The sequence below is a fragment of the Nonomuraea sp. CA-141351 genome (assembly GCF_050944675.1).
Classification (GTDB): Bacteria; Actinomycetota; Actinomycetes; order Streptosporangiales; family Streptosporangiaceae; genus Nonomuraea.
Map to the genome: position 1 here is coordinate 2,393,021 of NZ_CP191982.1, position 18,452 is coordinate 2,411,472.

General features: G+C 72.0%; 15 protein-coding genes. 3 read left to right on the top strand and 12 right to left on the bottom strand.

Going from position 1 to position 18,452, the window contains the following annotated elements; translation table 11 throughout:
* Window positions 1–28: 28 nt before the first annotated feature.
* Genes ACQPWU_RS11810 through ACQPWU_RS11840 form a run of 7 tightly spaced genes read right to left on the bottom strand, consistent with a single transcriptional unit; the run spans window position 29 to window position 7,743 of the window.
* A complete protein-coding gene (locus ACQPWU_RS11810; protein WP_433439101.1) occupies window positions 29–2,848 on the bottom strand; it encodes a BTAD domain-containing putative transcriptional regulator in 2,820 nt (939 codons plus the stop codon).
* Window positions 2,849–2,855: 7 nt separating this feature from the next.
* Complete coding sequence (locus tag ACQPWU_RS11815) at window positions 2,856–3,605, bottom strand: isocitrate lyase/PEP mutase family protein (protein ID WP_433439103.1); 750 nt, start codon at window positions 3,603–3,605, stop codon at window positions 2,856–2,858.
* Window positions 3,602–4,333 (bottom strand): hypothetical protein, encoded by a 732-nt coding sequence (locus ACQPWU_RS11820; RefSeq protein WP_433439106.1) that lies wholly within the window; start codon window positions 4,331–4,333, stop codon window positions 3,602–3,604. The genes ACQPWU_RS11815 and ACQPWU_RS11820 overlap by 4 nt, the downstream gene beginning before the upstream one ends.
* 51 nt (window positions 4,334–4,384) lie before the next feature.
* Window positions 4,385–5,050, bottom strand: coding sequence for a DUF998 domain-containing protein (locus ACQPWU_RS11825; RefSeq protein WP_433439108.1), 666 nt, complete (start codon window positions 5,048–5,050; stop codon window positions 4,385–4,387).
* Window positions 5,047–6,249 (bottom strand): glycosyltransferase, encoded by a 1,203-nt coding sequence (locus ACQPWU_RS11830; RefSeq protein ID WP_433439111.1) that lies wholly within the window; start codon window positions 6,247–6,249, stop codon window positions 5,047–5,049. The genes ACQPWU_RS11825 and ACQPWU_RS11830 overlap by 4 nt, the downstream gene beginning before the upstream one ends.
* An 18-nt stretch (window positions 6,250–6,267) precedes the next feature.
* A complete protein-coding gene (locus ACQPWU_RS11835; RefSeq protein ID WP_433439114.1) occupies window positions 6,268–7,089 on the bottom strand; it encodes a DMT family transporter in 822 nt (273 codons plus the stop codon).
* A 36-nt stretch (window positions 7,090–7,125) separates the two neighbouring features.
* Window positions 7,126–7,743: a DedA family protein gene (locus tag ACQPWU_RS11840; RefSeq protein WP_433439116.1), complete on the bottom strand. Its 618-nt coding sequence runs from the start codon at window positions 7,741–7,743 to the stop codon at window positions 7,126–7,128.
* A 390-nt stretch (window positions 7,744–8,133) separates the two neighbouring features.
* Between ACQPWU_RS11840 and ACQPWU_RS11845 the strand changes: the two genes are divergently transcribed.
* Both ACQPWU_RS11845 and ACQPWU_RS11850 read left to right on the top strand, forming a co-directional pair.
* A complete protein-coding gene (locus tag ACQPWU_RS11845) occupies window positions 8,134–9,333 on the top strand; it encodes a sensor histidine kinase (RefSeq protein ID WP_433439119.1) in 1,200 nt (399 codons plus the stop codon).
* The gene (locus tag ACQPWU_RS11850) at window positions 9,326–10,279 is read left to right on the top strand and encodes a hypothetical protein (RefSeq protein WP_433439121.1); all 954 of its coding nucleotides are present in this window, start codon (window positions 9,326–9,328) and stop codon (window positions 10,277–10,279) included. Before ACQPWU_RS11845 ends, ACQPWU_RS11850 begins: the two co-directional genes overlap by 8 nt.
* Here the strand turns inward: ACQPWU_RS11850 and ACQPWU_RS11855 are convergent.
* Entirely contained in the window at window positions 10,187–10,828 is a 642-nt protein-coding gene (locus ACQPWU_RS11855) for a VC0807 family protein (protein ID WP_360710502.1), read from the bottom strand. The genes ACQPWU_RS11850 and ACQPWU_RS11855 overlap by 93 nt on opposite strands.
* Before the next feature lie 214 nt (window positions 10,829–11,042).
* Window positions 11,043–11,693 carry a leucine efflux protein LeuE gene (gene leuE, locus ACQPWU_RS11860; RefSeq protein WP_433439124.1) on the bottom strand — a complete coding sequence of 217 codons (651 nt, stop codon included), beginning with the start codon at window positions 11,691–11,693 and terminating at the stop codon, window positions 11,043–11,045.
* 351 nt (window positions 11,694–12,044) lie between these two features.
* Between leuE and ACQPWU_RS11865 the strand changes: the two genes are divergently transcribed.
* Window positions 12,045–15,110 carry a BTAD domain-containing putative transcriptional regulator gene (locus ACQPWU_RS11865; protein ID WP_433439126.1) on the top strand — a complete coding sequence of 1,022 codons (3,066 nt, stop codon included), beginning with the start codon at window positions 12,045–12,047 and terminating at the stop codon, window positions 15,108–15,110.
* Here the strand turns inward: ACQPWU_RS11865 and ACQPWU_RS11870 are convergent.
* From ACQPWU_RS11870 to ACQPWU_RS11880, 3 genes are read right to left on the bottom strand one after another with little or no spacing between them, the layout of a single operon-like run.
* Window positions 15,083–16,669, bottom strand: coding sequence for a CocE/NonD family hydrolase (locus ACQPWU_RS11870; protein WP_433439128.1), 1,587 nt, complete (start codon window positions 16,667–16,669; stop codon window positions 15,083–15,085). The genes ACQPWU_RS11865 and ACQPWU_RS11870 overlap by 28 nt on opposite strands.
* Complete coding sequence (locus ACQPWU_RS11875; RefSeq protein WP_433439133.1) at window positions 16,666–17,427, bottom strand: ABC transporter permease; 762 nt, start codon at window positions 17,425–17,427, stop codon at window positions 16,666–16,668. The genes ACQPWU_RS11870 and ACQPWU_RS11875 overlap by 4 nt, the downstream gene beginning before the upstream one ends.
* On the bottom strand, window positions 17,424–18,335 hold the full coding sequence (locus ACQPWU_RS11880; protein ID WP_433439135.1) for an ATP-binding cassette domain-containing protein: 912 nt from the start codon (window positions 18,333–18,335) through the stop codon (window positions 17,424–17,426). The genes ACQPWU_RS11875 and ACQPWU_RS11880 overlap by 4 nt, the downstream gene beginning before the upstream one ends.
* Between the last annotated feature and the right edge of the window lie 117 nt (window positions 18,336–18,452).

Sequence of the window (18,452 nt, forward strand, 5' to 3'; positions counted from 1 at the left end):
ACTGTCGGGAGGGCGGCTGACGGTCCGCCTACCGCTCGCTGACCGGCCGGCTGACTTTCGCCAGCGCGGCGGCGATGCGGGCGCGGGTGTCCTCGGCGCTGTACCAGTCGGCCGGGACCTCGTCGCGCGCCTGGGTGAGGAGGGCGCGGGCCTCTTCCAGGTCTCCTTGGAACAGCGCCACCTCACCCAGGCCGAGGTGCGCCCACGCGAGGTTCTCCATCGAGCCGTTCCTGCGTGCCATCTCGGCCGCGCGCGTGTAGTCGGCCCGTGCGCCCGCCGCGTCTGCCAGGCCGAGCAGGACGTCGCCCCGCCGGCACAGGCCCTCGGCGATCTCCGACCTGGCGTCCAGCTCCGTGGCCACCGCCAGCGCCTCGTCGGCCAGCGCGTACGCGGTCGTGAAGTCGCGCTGCTCCTGGTACAGGGCGCACAGCCCGGACAGCACCAGCACGGTGCCCCACCGCTCCCCGATCGCCTTGAACGCGGCCAGGGCCAGCTCGAAGTGGGCCAGCGCCTCCTCGATGCGGCCGACCGTCTGCAGCACGAACGCCGCGCCACCGTAGGACAGGGCCCGCTGCCAGGGCGGGAGCAGGTCGATGCCCTCCATGAGCAGCGGGTAGATCTCATCGAAGTCGCCAGGAGGCCCGGTGAACGCCGACAGCAGCATCATCAGGAACTCCACCCGCGACGGCAGGAACTCCACCGGCATCAGCTGCCGCGCCTCCGCCAGCCGCGGGCGCACCCCCTCGTCGACGCCGCCCGTCCAGGCCGTGATGAGCACACACATGATGTACTCCTCCTCCAAGCCCGGCGGGCAACCGGGGCGGAGCTCGGCCAGCAGCGCGGCCGCCAGGCTTCCGCTGGTCACGCGGTGGCCGCGCATCCACCAGTAGCAGGCGCTGTGGGCCAGCAGCCGCAGCCCCGTCTCCAGCCGTCCCGACTCGGTCGCCCAGCGCGCCGCGGCGTTGAGGTCGTCGCTCTCCTCGTCGAGCAGGGCCAGCCACTCCAGCTGCTCGCCGGTGCGCAGCAACGGGTCGGCCTTCATGACCAGGTCGAGGTAGTAGCCGGCGTGCGCCTCGCAGACCGGATCGACCTCGCCCGACTCCGCCAGCCGTTCCGCGCAGAACGCCCTGATCGTCTCCAGCATCCGGAAACGCCCGTCCACGAACTCCACCAGCGACTTCTCCGCCAGCGAGAACAGCACCTCCTCCGGCAGCCCGCACACCCGCTCGGCCGCCTCGGGCCGCGCACCGCGAACGAAGACCGAGAGCCTCCTCGCCAGCCGCTGCTCGCTCTCGTCGAGCAGGTCCCAGCTCCACGCGACCACCGCGTGCAGCGTCTGGTGCCGGGGCAGTGCCGTACGGCTGCCGCGGGTCAGCAGCCTGAACCGGTCGTCGAGCCGCGCCGCCACGTCGGACACCGGCAGGGTACGCAGCCGCGCCGCGGCCAGCTCGATGGCCAGCGGCAGCCCGTCGAGCGCCCGGCAGATGCGCACGACCTGGGCGGCGTTGCCCGTGTCCACGGCGAAGCCCGGCCGTACGGCGGCGGCGCGGTCGGCGAACAGCCGGACCGCCGGATAGTCCAAGGGGTTGCCCGCCTCCGGCGGCGGCAGCCGCAGCGGCGCCACGGGCAGGATCGACTCGCCGATGATGCCGAGCGCCTCGCGCCCGGTCACCAGCACGCGCAGCCCGGGGCAGGAGGCCAGCAGCGCGTCCGCCAGCTCGGCCGTGGCCGCGACGAGGTGCTCGCAGTTGTCCAGGATCAGCAGCAGCGTGCGGCCGGCCAGCGCGGTGACCAGCCTCGTGACCGGGTCCACGGCGGGCCGCTCGGGACCGTGCATCAGGGTGTCGCGGATGTCGAGCGCGGCCAGCACGGCTCTCGGCACGTCGCCGCCGTCGGAGACCGGCGCGAGCGGCACGAAGCACACATCGCCGGCGGCCCGTTCCGCCGCCTCGGTCGCGAGCCGCGTCTTGCCCGCGCCGCCCGGGCCGATCAGCGTGACCAGCCGGTTCGCCCGAAGCCTGGCGCCCACCTGCTCGATCTCCTCGTCCCTGCCGACGAAGCTGGTGAGCTGGGCGCGCAGCCCCCGCCGCCGCCTGGGCGCCTGAGCCGCGGGGGCGCCGAGCGCCGGGTCGGCCCTCAGCACGGCCAGGTGGGCGGCGGCCAGCTCGGCTCCCGGCTCGACGCCCAGCTCCTCGTCCAGGATCTTCCTGGCCTCGTCGTAGACGGTCAGCGCCTCCGCCTGGCGTCCGCTGCCGTAGAGCGCCCGCATGAGCTGGGCCCGCAGCCGCTCGCGCAGCGGCTGGGCGGCGGTGAGCTGGCGCAGCTCGGCGACCAGCTCGCGGTGCCTGCCCAGGTCCAGGTCCGCCTGCACGCGGTCTTCCGTGGCGGCCAGCCGCAGCTCCTCCAGCGCCGCCGCGGCGGCCCCGGCGTGCGGGGCGTCGGCGAGCGGAGCCCCCCGCCACAGGTCGAGCGCCTCCCGCAGGAGCGTGGCCGCCCGGCCCGGGTCGCCGCCGGCGATGGCCTGCCTGCCCGCCTGCGCGAGCAGCTCGAACCTGCGTGCGTCCACCTCCTGCGGGTCGGCCACCAGCCGGTATCCCGCCGGGTGGAACTCCACCAGGTCCCTGCCCAGCGCCCTGCGCAGCCTGGACACCTGCGACTGCAGCGCGTTGGCCACGCCCTCCGGAGGTTTGGGGCCGTACATGCCGTCCACGAGCTGCTCGGCGCCGACGATGCGGCCGGCGTGCAGGGCGAGCAGGGTCAGCAGCGCCCGCACCCGGGGACCGCCGAGCGCGACCGGCTCGCCGTCCTCGCCCAGCGCGGTCGTGGGCCCGAGGATCTGGAAGCGCATGCCTCGATTATCGGGGCCGCGGCAGCAGAGCGGAGATCTCCGCGTATGTCGGCATCGGCGGCGCCTGCTCCCCCTGGGCGGCGAGCGCCGTCGCGACCGCCTCGCCGAGCGCGGCCCGGTACAGCAGCGACCCGGTGCTCACCCTCGCCACGCCGGCCTCGGCGAGCTGGTCCAGCGTGGGGCCGCCGCGCTGGTAGAGGACGTTGAGCGGCAGCGGCGTGCCGGCTGCCACCTCGGCGATCTCCTTCAGGTCGCTCATGCCGGGCACGAAGATCCCGTCGGCGTTGCCGTAGGCGGCCACCCTTTCCAGCGTGTCGTCCCCGGTCTTCAGCCAGTACGTGTCCGTGCGGGCGTTGACGAACACGCCGTGCCCCTTGGCCGCCTCGATGATCCGCTGGTGCAGCTCGATCGGGCGCAGCGTGCCGTCGGGGCGGCCGTCCTCCAGATTGACGCCGACGGCTCCGAGCGCGGCCAGGCTCGCGACCAGGTCGGAGACCTCGGCGGGGTCGTCGCTGAACCCGCCCTCGATGTCCACGGTGACCATGATGCCCAGGTCCTTGACGGCTTCGACCAGCTCGATCGTCTCCGCCTTGGTCGCGCCGGCCCCGTCGGGCTTGCCGTACGCGGCGGCCACGCCGAGGCTGGTCGTCCCGATCGCCGCGAAGCCGTGCGCCGCCAGGACGGCGGCGGAGCCGTAGTCCCAGGCGTTCGGCAGCAGCAGCGGGTCGCCTGGGCGGTGCAGGTCGCGGAAGTTCATTCGGGCCTCCTGGCATTCCCGTGGAGCAGGGCTTCGAGCACGCCCGAGGCGAGCGCGATCGCGTGGGCGGGCGCGGGACAGGGGCGTACGCCGTAGCCGAAGGTCAGGTGGGGTACCCGGCCCCCTGAGGGGTCGCGGTTGGCCGTCACCAGGTCGATCGTCACCTCTTCACCGGTTCGCGTGTCGAGCCTGCGGGTGGCCTTGAGCGGCGGGTCCTGCTTGAGCGTCTCGTTCAGCAGCGTCTCGATGTCGTCTCCGGGGTGGGCATGCCTGAACGCGTTCTCGATGAGCGCCTCCGTGGCGGCGTGGCCCTGCAGCAGCAGCGTGATCTCGGGGATGCCGGCCAGCTCGAGCAGTTCGGCAACGGCGGCGTCGGCCTCCGGGCTCTCCTCGCCGGACAGGTAGCCGGTCGCGGCGGCCGCCACGGCGCTCGTGTCCTTGACGCCCAGGGCGGCGCCGAGCACGGCCGTGGGCACGCCTCGCCAGTCCCCGTCCCGCTCCAATGTCATGGCCTTGGCCGCCGGTCTCAGCTCGGTGGGGTCGACGGCGTTGAGCCGCTCGACCAGCAGCCGGCGCCGCTCGGCATGCGTCCGGCCTGTGCTGAAGCGCGACACCTGCGCGCGCAGCCAGGCCAGCGTCCCCTCCTCGGCGTCCTGGCGTACGGGAGGCGGCACGTACCTCGTGTCGGAGAGGACCGCCTCGGCCTCCGCTTGGCGTGTGATGAGCATGGCTCCACGCTAGGACGGCATAGTTTCGTCGTTCGTCGAAGTGTGGAAGCGTCAGGCCGCCAGCCGTTCGGAGCGCTCGGAGTGCTGGGGCTCGACCGGGGGTGCCGAGGTCTGGACGGTGGGCCGCCGCTCGATGGGCGCCAGAGCCATGGCCGCCAGCAGCACCATCTCGGCCAGGACCACGCCCCGCTCCAGCAGCCCGTAGTAGGCCGAGCCGCTGATCAGCGTCGAGGTGATGGAGGCGGGGTGCGCCGCCAGGTAGACGGCCAGCGTGGCCGCGGAGGTCACGCTCATGGCCCGGACCGCGTTCCATCGGGGCGCCGCGGCCCGGCCCCTGGCCAGGACCCAGCCGGCGACCGGCAGCGAGGTGAACACGACGGCCGCCGCCCACCGGTGGATCTCGCCGGTCATCGACCCGATCGGCGTGGGGTCCGTGGGGAAGATCGCGCTCATCATCAGCCCCGCCGCCCCGGCCAGCAGCAGCACCCTGGTGGCCGCGGTACGTCGCGGGTCCCCGGCCGCCAGCCCGTACGCGAGAGACAGGCATGCCCCCGCCAACGCCAGCATCCCGATCAGCACGGGCACGAGCCCGCCGGAGACCAGCGCGTAGTCGCTGAGCAACGTCTGCGTGGGCAGGGCGATCTGCGCGTACGCCAGCGCGCCCGCGGAGACCGCCGTGCCGGCGATGGCGCCCCAGGCGCTCTGGCGTGGGATCATCGGGTCACCTCATCGTAGATTTGCTCAAACCGGGCGAGCGACGACTGGTGGTCGTGGGTGAGCGCCAGCTCCCTGCTGGTCTTGCCGAACCTGGCCCGCAGGCCGTCGTCCGTGAGGACGGCCGTGAGGTGCTTGGCCAGCCCGACCACGTCGCCCGGCTGGAACAGGAACCCGTTGTCGTCCACCAGGTGCGGCAGCGCCATCGCGTCGGCGGCCACCACGGGCAGTCCGGTGGCCATCGCCTCCAGCGTGGCGATGCTCTGCAGCTCGGCGATGCCCGGCATGGCGAACACGTCGGCGGCGGCGAACGCCTGGGGCATGATCTCGTCGGGCACGAAGCCCAGGAAGGACACCCGCTCGCCCACGCCGATGCGCTTGGCCAGCCTCTCCAGCTCCGCCCGCTGGTTGCCCCGGCCGACGAGGACCAGCTGCGCGTCGGTCTCGTTCAGCACGAGCGGCAGCGCGCGTACGAGCTCGTCCAGGCGCTTCTCCTCGTCCAGCCGGCCGACGAACAGGATGGTGGGCCGGTCGGGCAGGTCGTACAGCTTGCGCGCCCACGCCTTGGGCTCGGCACGCGGGTAGAACCTGGTCAGGTCGATCCCGCAGGAGACCGACTCCACCTCGCGGGTGAAGCCCTGGTCGGCCAGCAGCTTGGCGGCGAGCGGCGTCGGGGTGGTGATGTGGTCGGCCCGGTTGAAGATCCGGCTGAAGTCGCGCCAGGCCAGCCGGCCGGCCTTGGCCCGCAGCCGGTCGGGGATGTGGCAGAACTGGAAGAGGTTGTCGGGCATGAAGTGGTTGGTGGCCACGACGGGCACCCCGGCGCGGCGGGCGGCGGCGATGGCCGCCCTGCCGACCACGAAGTGGCCCTGGGTGTGCAGGACGTCGGGCTTGATACCCGCGATCAGCCGGTCGAGCCTGGTCGGCACGGTGAAGCGCATGGTGGGGTGGACCGGTATCGGGGCGGAGCGCAGCCGGTGCACGATCACGCCGTCCACCACGTCCGCGGTGGGCGGGCCCGCGTCCGACTGGCAGACCACGTGCACCTCGTTGCCGCGCTCGGCCAGGCCGGTGGCCAGGCGGTGGGTGAAGTAGGCGGCGCCGTTCACGTCCGGCGGGTAGGTGTCGGTCGAGATCAGGATGCGGCGGGGGCGCTCGGGGGCGGGGACGGGCTCGGGGAGTGAACGCAGGGGCATGGCCATGTCAGTGAGACTCCGTTTTCACGCAGGGGTGGGGGGATTGTTGTGTGCTTCCAGTGGGCTGGTCCGGGCCAGCGCGATGGTGCCGGCCGCGGTGAGGGCCGCGGCCAGGACCGGCGCGATCCCGGTCGGCAGTGGCTCGCCGAGCAGCAGCGCGCCGAACGCCACCGCCGTCAGGGGGTCGGCGATCTGGAGTGAGGCGAACGAGACGCCGAAGTGCCCGACGGCGTAGGCCCGCTGGAGCATCATCAGCGCCAGCAGCAGGGGCACCGGCAGCGCGAGCAGGTACCACCAGTTCCAGGCGCCGTCCACCAGCACGCGCATGAGCGTGGCGGTGGCGCCGTACAGCACGCCGGAGCTGGTGGCCAGCAGCGCGGCCCGGCCCGCGGGCGAGACCGCCCTCGAGCCGGCCCACAGCAGGACCGCCGCGACGCCGGCCACGCCGAGCAGCGTGAGCACCCCGCTGGGGCTGAGGTGGGTGGGACCGTCGGACTCGGGGACCAGGAGCACGAGCCCGATCAGCCCGGCCGCCACCACGCCCGCGGCCGCCAGCTCCTTGTGTGAGGGCTTGCGGCCGTGCAGCGCGGCGGCGATGGGCAGGGCGAACAGCAGGCTGGCCACCCCCATGGGCTGGACGATTGTCAACGGGCCGAGGCCGAGCGCGACGATGTGCAGGCCACCACCCGCCAGGATGGAGACGCCGCCGAACAGCCAGCGTGGCCTGCGTAGCAGGGTCAGGAGGCCTGGCTTCGCCGACTCCACTGCCTCGAACTGCTGAAGCGCGGCTCCGAGCGCGAAGAACAGCGAACCGACCAGGGCGATCGCCGCGGCCAGCACAGTCATGCGCACTCCTCTCAGACGGATAGTTGCCAGGTAGGGTCAAACGGACGTGTCCGCAGGAAGTCGTTCCGGGGAAGGCTGGATGGCGCGTCGCTTCTTGAGCCATCTCACGGCCTCGACGACCGCGGTGATGGACACCGCGATGCCCAGGCCGAGGAGCAGGCCCTTGATCGGGTCGTTCTCGAACGCCATCCCGCCGAAGAAGCCGATCAGCCCCGAGTACACCGCCCACGAGCTCGCCGCGATCGCGTCGAAGAACGTGAACGAGCGCAGCGGATGCCGTACGGCGCCCATGGTCAGCGTGGTCGCGGTGCGCCCGCCGGGGATGTACCTGGCCACGACCAGGACGAGACCGCCCCGCTCGGCCAGCGTGTCGCGTGCCCAGACGAACGCCTTCTTCTCCCGCAGTCTGCGCGCCGACTTGTTGCCGATCAGGTACGAGATGTGGTCACCGGCGAACGCGCCCAGCGCCGCCGCCACGATGACCAGGGCCAGGTTCGTCTCGCCGGAGGCGGCGAACACCGCGGCGGTGATCACTGAGGTCTCGGCCGGCACGATGGGGAAGAACCCGTCGAGCAGTGCCAGGGCGAACAGCGCCGCGTACAACCAGGGCGATGACATCGCCTGCTGGACCAGGTCGAGGATGGCGTGCGACATGAGCGTGTACTCCGATCGTTAGGGCACCCACACAGCGTGTCGGCGTGGGACTGCCGGGGACATCGGGGATGCCCCGGGTCGAACGCGGACCCATCCCTTATGCAGTTCAGGGCCGGTACCCCATGAAGGTAGAAACTCCGCAGGTCACGGCACATCGGACGATCGGCACGCGCCACCCCCTACTTTCGTCAGGGGCCCCGTTCCGACCTCCGGCGGGCACTTTCGATCAAACCGGTTTCCACAGGCGGAAACAGGAGTGGAGGTAGGCGCTTTCGGGGTGGGGTTAGCCCTACCGCGACAGGGGACGAGGCCCCACCCTGACTTTCGTCAGGGTCGCCTGCCGACTTCGGGCAGGTCCCCCGCGTCCGGGAGGCGGATAACGTCGGAGCGGTGAGACGTCTTCGCCGGGAGAGCCGCCGCCAGGTGGTCTACGACCTGCTGCTCTGGGCCGTGCTCGGCATCTTCGTCGCGGCCATGGGACCTGACCCGTTCAAGGACCCGGCCGGGTTCGCCATGGTGACCGTGCCCAGGATCGGGCTCGCCTCCGTCGCTGTGCTGGTCGGCCGCCGCTGGCCGCTGGCCGCGCTGGTGCTGCTGCTGCCGCTGGGGCCGTGGCGGTTCAGCGAGGGGTTCGCGACCGTGGACCTGAGCTGGCTGCTGCCCAGGCGCGACGTGAAGATCCTCCCGCTGCTGGCGACGTCGCCGTTCATCATGTGGTACGCCTACCTCACCGGGCGGCGCCTGGCCGCGATCTGGCCGGCGTTGGTGGCCTTCTTCCTGATCTCGGTCGTCGGCGTGGGCGTGGTGCTGGCCAGGGGCGGCGATCTGGCCCTGTGGGTGTCCATGGTGACGGGGCTGCTCGGCACGTACGTGGTGCCGTACCTGCTGGGGCTGCTCAGGCGGAGGCTGCTGCAGCAGCGCACGCAGGCCAGGCTGTCGGCGGAGGCGCAGGCGAGGCTGCGCGAGCGGGCCAGGATCGCGCGGGACATGCACGACTCGCTCGGCCACGACCTGGCACTGATCGCGGTCAGGGCCGCGGGCCTCGAGCTGGCCGCAGGGCTGGACCAGGCGCACGTCAGGGCGGCGGGGGAGCTGCGCCTGGCGGCGGCGGACGCCACGGAGCGGCTGCGTCAGATCATCGGGCTGCTGCGTGAGGACTCCGAGGTGGCGCCGCTCTCACCCGTGGACGAGGACGTGGCCGAGCTGGTGCGGCGGGCCAGGGACTCCGGCATGCCGATCACCCTGGACCTGGTGCCCGGGCCGGTGCCCGGCCTGGCGCACGCGGTGGTGCAGGAGGGGCTCACGAACGTGGCCAAGCACGCGCCGGGAGCCGCCGTCGCGGTCCGGGTCGCGCCGGACCGCGTCACCGTACGCAACACCCGGCCGCGGGCCCGTCCGACCGCGCTGCCGGGCGGGCTGGGGCTGGCCGGCCTGCGCGAGCGCGTACGGCTCGCGGGCGGCACGCTGTCCGCCGGACCGGCGGGCGACGGCTTCGAGCTGGACGTGACCATCCCCCACGAGGGGGATGAGGTTCCCCGCGGCTCGGGAGGGAATCCGCGGCCCGGCGGGCGACGCTCGGAGCATGAGTGAACAGAGAGCGAGCATAGGGCGTGTCACTGCCGCGATCGTCGCGGTCGCCGCGATGCTGCCGTACCTCACGCTGAAGGTGCTCTGGCTGACGGGAAGCTCGATCGGGACCACCGATCCCCGCCTCCTGAACGACTCGGCGATGATCGGGCTCAACGCGATGACGTTCGGCATGGAAGCCGTCGGGCTGATGCTGGCGCTGGCCTTCACCACGCGGTGGGGGCTGCGGCTGCCCGCCTGGCTCGTGCTGCTCCCGCTGTGGGTGGGCACCGGTCTGCTCTCGGTGGTGATCGTCACGGTGCCGATCATGCTGCTGGCCGGCGGGCTGTCGGTGTTCGAGACCGGTGGGCCCATCGAACCGTGGATCTACATGATGGTCTACAGCGGGTTCATCGTGCAGGGTGCCGGGCTCATGACGGCCTTCGTCCTCTACTCGCGCGACCGGTGGCCGGCCGTCTTCACCACCCGGATCGACCACGCGTTCGCCGGCCCGACCAGGGAGTTCCAGACCGTCGTGGCCTGGGGCGCGCTGCTGGTGGCCGTGCCGATCGGCGTGGTCAAGCTGCCCGGGGGCATCCAGGAGTGCGTCGAGGGCATGCTCGCCATCGCCGGGGCCGTCGCGCTCGTGCTGATGGTCAGGCGCCGCGGGCGCGGCCCGTTCTGGCTGCCGCTGGTGGTGGCCTGGCTCGGCTCGGGCTCGCTGTTCAGCGGCGGGCTCTACGCGATGATCATCGCCTCCGTACGAGCGCCGCTCGGCACACCCGGGTCCGACCTGGCCGAGCTGTTCGGCATGCTGACCGGGCTGGTCATGGGGATGTGCGGGGCGTTCCTGCTCGCCGAGCGGTGGGCTGCGGGCTCAGGTGTGCGCGACGTGCAGCCGGTGGAGCACGCGCTTGAAGGCGTAGAGCGAGAACGCGATCGCCAGGCCGCTGATGACGGCCACCGCTGACGTCCTCAGCACCATGAACGCGCCGAGCGAGCCCGCCAGCGACTCATAGACCGCGAGGACGATGCTCAACGTCGAGTTCATCAGCAGCACGAAGGCCCACAGCAGCGTGATCCTGGCGAAGAACCTGCGTACCCGCTCGTGCTTGAGCACCGCCGAGGGCAGGTGGATGTAGTCGAGCGTGAGCTTCTGCACGAGCGGCTTGTTGAGCCGGACGGAGGCGAGGAAGGCCATGCTGATGCAGATCGTGCCCATCTCCGGCTGGATGAAGAACCACATCCACGTGCCGGTCCAGAACGCGACGAGGGCTCGGACCGTGATCGCGATCGCGGCCAGGAACATCGTCGCGGGGACCCTCACCCGCCTCACCAGCCGCCAGGCCACTCCGAAATAGACCCAGGCGACGGTGGCGACGAGCGCCCACTTGAATCCGAGGACCATCATGGCCAGGTAGAACACCGCCAGCGGCGCCACAACCCCTTCGAGCAGCTTCGGAGCCGCCTGCCGGGCGAGTGCGGTGAGGCGTGGAAGGGTGACTGGGGGATGGTTCAAGGCTGCTCCGCAGATAGGCCGACGATCAGCGTCTACCCGGGTTTCGGGGGACAAGGCTTGCCAGATGGACCGCTCGCCATAACCAGAACGGCATCACCCGCGTCCCGGGAAGCACGCCGGTGGCTTACCGTACCCGAGGAGCGGTGGTGCGACTGCCTCTTTTGACTCGTTCCATCTGGTTCCCACGAAAACAGCAGGGCCTTTCGGCGGACTTTCAGCTGAGTGACGTGGTGGCGAGCTTCGCCCCAAAACCGAGGAAGAGCGCGCCGACGCCCGAGGTCAGACCGGCGCTGAGCTTCCTGTGCCGGCGGAACTGGCCGGCCAGGAAGGTGCCGCCGAAGATCAGCGCTGTCAGGTAGAGAAAGCTGAACACCTGGATGACCGCGCCCAGGATCAGGAACGACAGCCCGGGCGTGGCGTACGACGGGTCCACGAACTGGATGAAGAACGAGATGAAGAAGAGGATGGCCTTCGGGTTCAGCAGGCTGATCATCAGGGCCTTCCGGAACGGGCGCGGCTGGCGCTCCGCCTTGACCTGCGGCTTCTCCTCGGTCTGCGCGGCCTTCCTGGATCTCCACGCACCCCTGATCATCTGGAAGCCGATCCACGCCAGATAGCCGGCGCCCGCGTACTTGACGATCGTGAAGAGCAGCGGGTTGGAGCGGAGCAGGGAGGCGGCGCCGGCGGCGGCCAGGAACATCAGCACGGTGTCGCCGAGGAAGACGCCCGCCGCGGCCCGGTAGCCCTGGCGGACGCCGTGCTGGGCGGCGAAGCTCAGCACGTACAGGGAGTTCGGGCCGGGGAGAAGAATGATCAGGAAGGCGCCGATGACGTAGGTCCAGAAATTCGTGATGCCGAAGAACATGCGTCTGCTCCAGGGGAAGGCTTGACTGCACATCACGATATCTCGCCCGGCGCGGCCCGTATCCCGCCGTACCCGCCACGCCTTGCCGCGAATTGGAGCTTTACCTGTAATACCTATTTGTTTACCATAGAATCCGCAGCGGGCTCGCTGTGGCGCTGTGGCTGGCGGCGCTGCTGTCCTGTGGGTTCGCCGTTCGAGATGGGCGCGGTCCGCGCGGCTAGGGGTGGTCGCGTGGATCGCGCCCTTTGACTGTCGGGTTTCCTAATGAACGAGTGACGCCCTTCGCGCCGCAAGCCGGGCGGGCCGGTTGGGGTGCTCGCCGGCGGGGAGGGGCAGGGCAGGATATGAGATGTGCGGATATCGATCCTTGGGCCGTTGGAGGTCGAGGGCGACGGGGGACCGGTAGCGGTCGGCGGGTTCAGGCTGCGGGCGCTGCTCGCCGTGCTGGCGCTGGAAGCCGGCCGTACCGTCACGGCCGAGCGGCTGATCGACGCCCTGTGGCCGGACGAGCCGCCCGCCAACGCGGCCAACGCTCTCCAGACGCTGGTCAAGCGGCTGCGGGTGGCGCTGCGCCCGTACGAGGTGGTGGAGAGCAGGCCGGGCGGCTACGCGCTCACCGTGGAGCCCGACGACGTGGACGCCCTGCGGTTCAGGCGAACGGCCAGGAACGGGGAGGGACTGGAGCTCTGGCGGGGCCCCGCGCTGGCCGATCTCACCTCGGTGCCGCTCCTGGCGAACGCGGCCGCCGCCCTCGAACAGGAGCGCCTCGCCGCGGTCGAGGCCCGCGCCGAGGCGCGGCTGGAGACCGGGGTGCCGGTCGACCTGACCGCGGAGGTGGTCGCGCACCCGCTGCGGGAGCGGCTGGCCGCCCTGGCCATGCGGGCGCTCGCCGCCGAGGGGCGGCAGGCCGAGGCGCTGGAGCTGTTCGAGCGCACCCGCCGTACGCTCGCCGACGAGCTCGGCGTCGATCCCGGGCCCGAGCTGCGTGCCGCCCATCTGGCGGTCGTCTCGGGAGAGGTACGTCCGCCGGCGCCACAGGTCCAGGCCCGGCAGAGGGGCAACGTACGGGCACCGAGAACCAGCTTCATCGGGCGCGAGGCCGAGCTGGACCAGCTCGCCGCCCTGCTCGGCCAGGCCAGGATCGTCACGCTCGTCGGCCCCGGCGGCGCGGGCAAGACCAGGCTGGCCACCGAGGTGGCGCTGCGCTCCGCCGAATCGTCCTGGATGGTCGAGCTGGCCCCGGTCAGCGACCCGAAAGAGGTCCTGGGCACCGTGCTGGACGCACTGGGGCTGCGCCAGGACCGCCCGCCGTACCGCATGCCCGCGGAAGGGGGCGACCCGGTGGCGCAGGTGGCCGAGGCCGTCGCCGGCCGGCCCGCGCTGCTCGTCCTGGACAACTGCGAGCACCTCATCGACGTGGCCGCCGAGCTGGCCGAGCGGCTGCTCACCGAATGCCCCGAGCTGAGGATGCTGGCCACGAGCCGGGAGCCGCTCAACGTGCCGGGCGAGCACCTGGCGCCCATCCCGCCACTCGCGCCGCCGCCCGTCGGCGCGGGCCCCGAGCAGGCGGAGGCGTACCCGTCGGTCCGGCTGCTGCTGGACCGGGCCACCGCCGCCCGGCCCGGGTTCGCGATCGACGACGAGAACGTGGCCGCCGTCGTGGCGCTCTGCCGCAGGCTGGACGGCATGCCGCTGGCCATCGAGCTGGCCGCGGCCCGCCTGCGCACGATGACGCCGCAGCAACTCGTCGACCGCATCGACGACCGGTTCAAGCTGCTCACCGGCGGCAGCAGGACCGCGCTGCCGCGCCAGCAGACGCTCAGAGCGGTGGTGGAGTGGAGCTGGGACCTGCTGGGCGAGGAGGAGCGGGTGCTGGCCAGGAGGCTCGGCGTGTTCGCGGGCGGCGCGAGGCTCGAGACGGTCGAGGCGGTCTGCGGGGGAGCGGTGGACGTGCTGGGCGCGCTGGCCGACAAGTCGCTGGTCCAGGTCTCGCCCGAGGGCCGCTACTCGATGCTGGAGACCATCCGAGCCTACGCGCTCGAACGGCTGGCGGAGGCGGGGGAGGTCGGCGAGTACCGGCGGCGGCACGCGGCGTACCTGCTGGATCTGGCCGAACGGGCGGAGCCGCAGCTGCGGACGGCCGCGCAGACGGTCTGGCTCGAGCGCCTGTCTTCCGAGCGCGACGACTTCGCCGCCGCGCTGCGCTGGGTGATCGACGAGCGGGACGTCGAGTCGGCGCTGCGGTTGTGCGGGGCGCTGAACTGGTACTGGTGGATGTGCGGCTATCGGCAGGAGAGCGCGGCCTGGGCCACGCAGGCGATCGAGCTGGCGGGCGACGAGCCGCCTCCCGGGCTGACCAGGCCGTACATGGCCTGCATGTTCGCGTACGGCGTGAACTTGTTCGGCACGATCATCAACGACCGGCCCGCCATGCTGGCGCTCTCGCACCGGATGGACCGGATATCCGATGTGGCCGAGCGGGAGGGGCCGCTGCACCCGATGCTCAAGATCAGCAGGGCCGTCATGGCCGCCGCCGCGGGACGCGACGAATACGCCGTCGAACTGCTCGAGGCGTACGCCCGGAGCGACGACCTCTGGCTGTCCAGCGCCGCTCTCATGATCGGCGGCCCCGCGCGTACCGAAGAGAATCTGGAGCGGGCTGTGGCCGGGTTCAGGCAGCTCGGGGACCGGTGGGGGCTGAGCGAGGCGCTGATCGGGCTGGCCGAGCTGCGGGCCGCGAGGGGAGCGCCGACCGACGATCTGATCGCCGAGACGTGGTCGCTGACAAGCGACTGGGTCGGCGCCGACGAGGCGATCTCCACGTTGATCAGGCTGGCCGAGCTGCGTGCGCGCGGCGGCGACCTGGACGGCGCGAACGAGGACCTGGACAGGGCCAGGGCGAGCGTGGACGGGGAGACGGCGCCGTTCACGCGGCTGCTGCTCGGACTGGCCGAGGCCGCGCACGCCTGCCAGCGCGGCGATCTGGCCCAGGGCCTGGAGATCTATCGCGGGCTGTTCGACGTGCTCGCGCAGTGCCCGCCGATGCCCCAGCTCACCGCCTCGCTCAGCACGTCGTACGGCCGTGCGCTGGCACGGAACGGCGAGCTGGACGCCGCGCTCGAGCAGCACCGCCGGGCTCTCGGAGCGCTCGGGGTCACCAGCCCCGACCGGCCGGTGCTCTCACTGGTGCTGGCCGGGTTCGCGCTGGCCGCGCAGTCCGCGGGCGATCAGGAGCGGGCGGCCGTGCTGTTCGGCGCGTCGTCGGCGATCGAGCCGCGCGACACCTCGTTCGACACCTCGGAGGGCCTGGAAAAGGCCAGGGCCGCGCTCGGTGACGAGCACTTCGACGAGTGCTTCGCCAAGGGCGCGGCCATGTCGCGGCAGGAGGTCTACGGGATGGTCGGCAGCACGACGTAGGAGGGGCCATGCAATGTGGTGGTGCCCTTCTCGATGTTCCTGCCGAACCGGGGGAAGTTCGAACCCGCCACGTCGATCCTGATCCGGTGGCCCGGCAGGAACGCGTTCGAGATCGCGCCGAGCCGTACCGTGACCTCGCGCACCTCGCCGAGCGCCAGGTCGCTCACCCTCGCGATGCCGTCGGTCAGCAACTCGGCCCGCCCGTCGGGGTGGACGTCGATCAGCTTGGCCGTCACGTCCGCGCTCGCGGCGGTCGAGGAGACGCGCGCGACCAGCTCCACCTCGCCGCTCACCTCCACCCGCGCGCCGAGCGGCTCGGTCTGGTGACGCAGCACGTCGCCGCGCTCGTCGAGCGGCCGCTGGTCGAGCGGGCCGAACGCCTCGAACGACATGACCGCGCCGCCCACCGTCGGCACCGGGTCGCCGGGGTCGCTGACGAACTCCGCGGAGCCGCCCGCCACCGGCGTCGTGCTCAGCACTCCGTTGAGGCCCAGGTGGTACGGCACGCGCCGGGCCCGCGCGATGGGCCAGTCCTCCTCGTCCCGCCAGGCGTCGTCGCCCATCACGAAGATCTTCACGCGGGCCTGGTCGCGCATCGGCTCCCCGCGCAGCCAGTGGTCGAACCAGCCGAGGTGCACTCCTGTCCAGTCGACGGCCTCCTGGCCGGCCTGGTCGCCGTAGTCGCGCCCGCAGATGCCCCGGTCATGTGTGAAGTGCGTCCACGGGCCCACGATCAGCCGCGACTCGCCGCGCAGCCGCTCGTAGTGCCCGATGGAGCCGTCACGGAAGTAGTCGTACCAGCCGGTGCTGACCAGCGCGGGCACCTCGATCCGGGAGTGGTCGACGACCCCGTCACGCCAGAGCGGGTCGAGGGGGTCGGGGGTGCCCATCCACGTCAAGTAGAAGGGCACGAGGTCCGCCAGCAGCGGCTGGTCGCCGAGCGGCAGCCGCTCCGACAGCTCCCTCATACGCTCGCCGAACCTGTCGGGCAGGCCGATGGCCGCCAGGTACCTGCCCTTGTCCTCCTCCGTGGCCGTGCCGAGCGCGATCCGGCGGTCCAGCTCGTCCACGGCCAGCACCATCGCGCTGACGGTGAGGATGATGTTGAGGTTGGGGACGCCGCCCGGCTGGTAGACGCACTCGTACAGGCCGGCGGGGGAGACGTGCGGAGCGATGGCCCTGAGGCCCTCCGGCTGCTCCTGGGCCGCGAGGAGCTGAGTGATGGCTAGGTACGAGTCCCCGTACATCCCGACATTTCCGTCGGACCATGGCGCGGTCGCCGCCCACCGGACCGCGTCGTAACCGTCGGCCGCCTCGCCCCTGATGAACCGGAACTCGCCCTGCGAGGCGCCCGTGCCGCGCACGTCCTGGATGGCGACCGCGTACCCGGCCGCCACCAGGCGGGGCACGTCGAGGTGGAACCCGGGGCCCTCGATGCCCCGGCCGTACGCGCTGCGCGACAGGAGCACGGGGAAACGCCCGCGCTCGGCCGGCCGCCACAGCGTCGCCACCAGCTCGGCGCCGTCACGGGAGGTCATGGTCTCGGTGGTCTCGATCATCGGACTCTCCTGTTGTAAGCACGAAGGGCAAGGGGGACGAAGAGGACGAGCAGCGCGGCGGTCCAGCCGAACGTGATCCACACGTCGGACACGTGCAGGCCGCCGGTCAGGAGCCCGCGCAGGGCGCCGGCCAGGTGGGAGACGGGGTTGACGTTCATCCACCAGGTCAGCCAGCCGGGCATGTCGGTAGCGGGCACGAAGGCGCTGCTGCCGAACGTGAGTGGCAGGAGGACGGCCGTCGCCATGCCCTGCATCGACGTGACGGACTTGGCCACCAGCCCGATCCAGGCCGAGCCCCAGCTCAACGCCATGGCCAGCAGCAGCACCAGGCCGAGCCCCGCCAGCGCGCTGAGCGGGTCCGTCGTGACGCGGAAGCCGACGGCGTACCCCACGAGCATCGACATCGCGATCGTGATCAGCAGCGTGAGCAGGTCCGCCATGATGCGCCCCGCCAGCGGCGCCGACCTGGCGATCGGCATGGTCCTGAACCTGTCGAACACGCCGTTGCCGATGTCGGTGGCCAGGTTCATGCCGGTGGTGATGGTCGACATCAGGGCCACCTGGACGAGCACGCCGGGCAACATGTACGCCACCGCGCCCGCGCGGTCGCCGCCGGCCGCGCCGCCGAACAGGTAGACGAAGATGACGATCATGAAGACGGGCTGAAACAGCATGCCCGCGAGCTGGCCAGGACTGTTCTTGAGCGGGATCAGGCTGCGCCAGGCCAGCGTCAGCCCTTGGGAAAGCGCGGTGGTCATCGGTGGTCTCCGGTCAGGGTGAGGAAGACGTCGTCCAGTGAGGGCAGGCGCAGGGCGTGCTCGGCGAGCACGATGCCGGCGTCGTCGAGCGCCCTCAGCGCGGAGGGCGGTTCGGTCAGGTCGTGCACCGGGACGCTCACCTTGCCGTCCACGGCCTTCGCGCCGAGGATCGTCTCGGCCTTCTCCAGGTCGGCGGCGCGCAGCGGCTTGACGTCGAGCCGGTGCCCGCCGGCCAGCGCCTTCAACTCGTCGGGCGTCCCGGCGGCGGCGACCCGGCCCTGGTCGATGACCAGCAGGTCGTCGGCGAGCTGGTCGGCCTCCTCCAGGTACTGGGTGGTCAGCAGCACGGTCACGCCGTCGGAGGTCAGCTCCCTGACCACGTCCCACAGCCCGCCGCGGGCGTGGGGGTCGAGCCCCGTGGTCGGCTCGTCGAGGAACAGGATCCGCGGCCGGCTCACCAGGCTGACCGCCAGGTCCAGGCGGCGGCGCATGCCGCCCGAGTAGCCGCTCGCCGCGCGATCGGCCGCCTCCTCCAGGCCGAAGCGGGCCAGCAGCTCCGCGGCCCTGGCCCTGGCCGCCGACCTGGACAGGCCGAGCAGGCGGCCCATCAGCAGCAGGTTCTGGGTGCCGGTCAGCTTCTCGTCGACCGAGGCGTACTGGCCGGTCAGGCCGATCAGCTCGCGTACCTTTCCGGCCTGGCGGGTCACGTCGTACCCGCCGACCACGGCGCGGCCCGCGTCGGGGGCGGCCAGGGTGGCGAGGATGCGTACCGCCGTGGTCTTGCCCGCGCCGTTCGGGCCGAGGACGCCGAGCACGGCGCCCGTCCTGGCCCTCAGGTCGACCCCGTCGAGCGCGGCCTTCTCGCCGTATCTCTTGACGAGCCCTTCGGCTTCGATCGCGTATGTCATGTCCCCAACGGTGTCCGGGTCCGCTGGCATCCACCTGGCAGCTACCTGTCAGGCCCGGCAACCGTGGACCGCACCGCCGTACAAGAGCCTCCTCTTGTACGGCGGAGTCATGTTTGG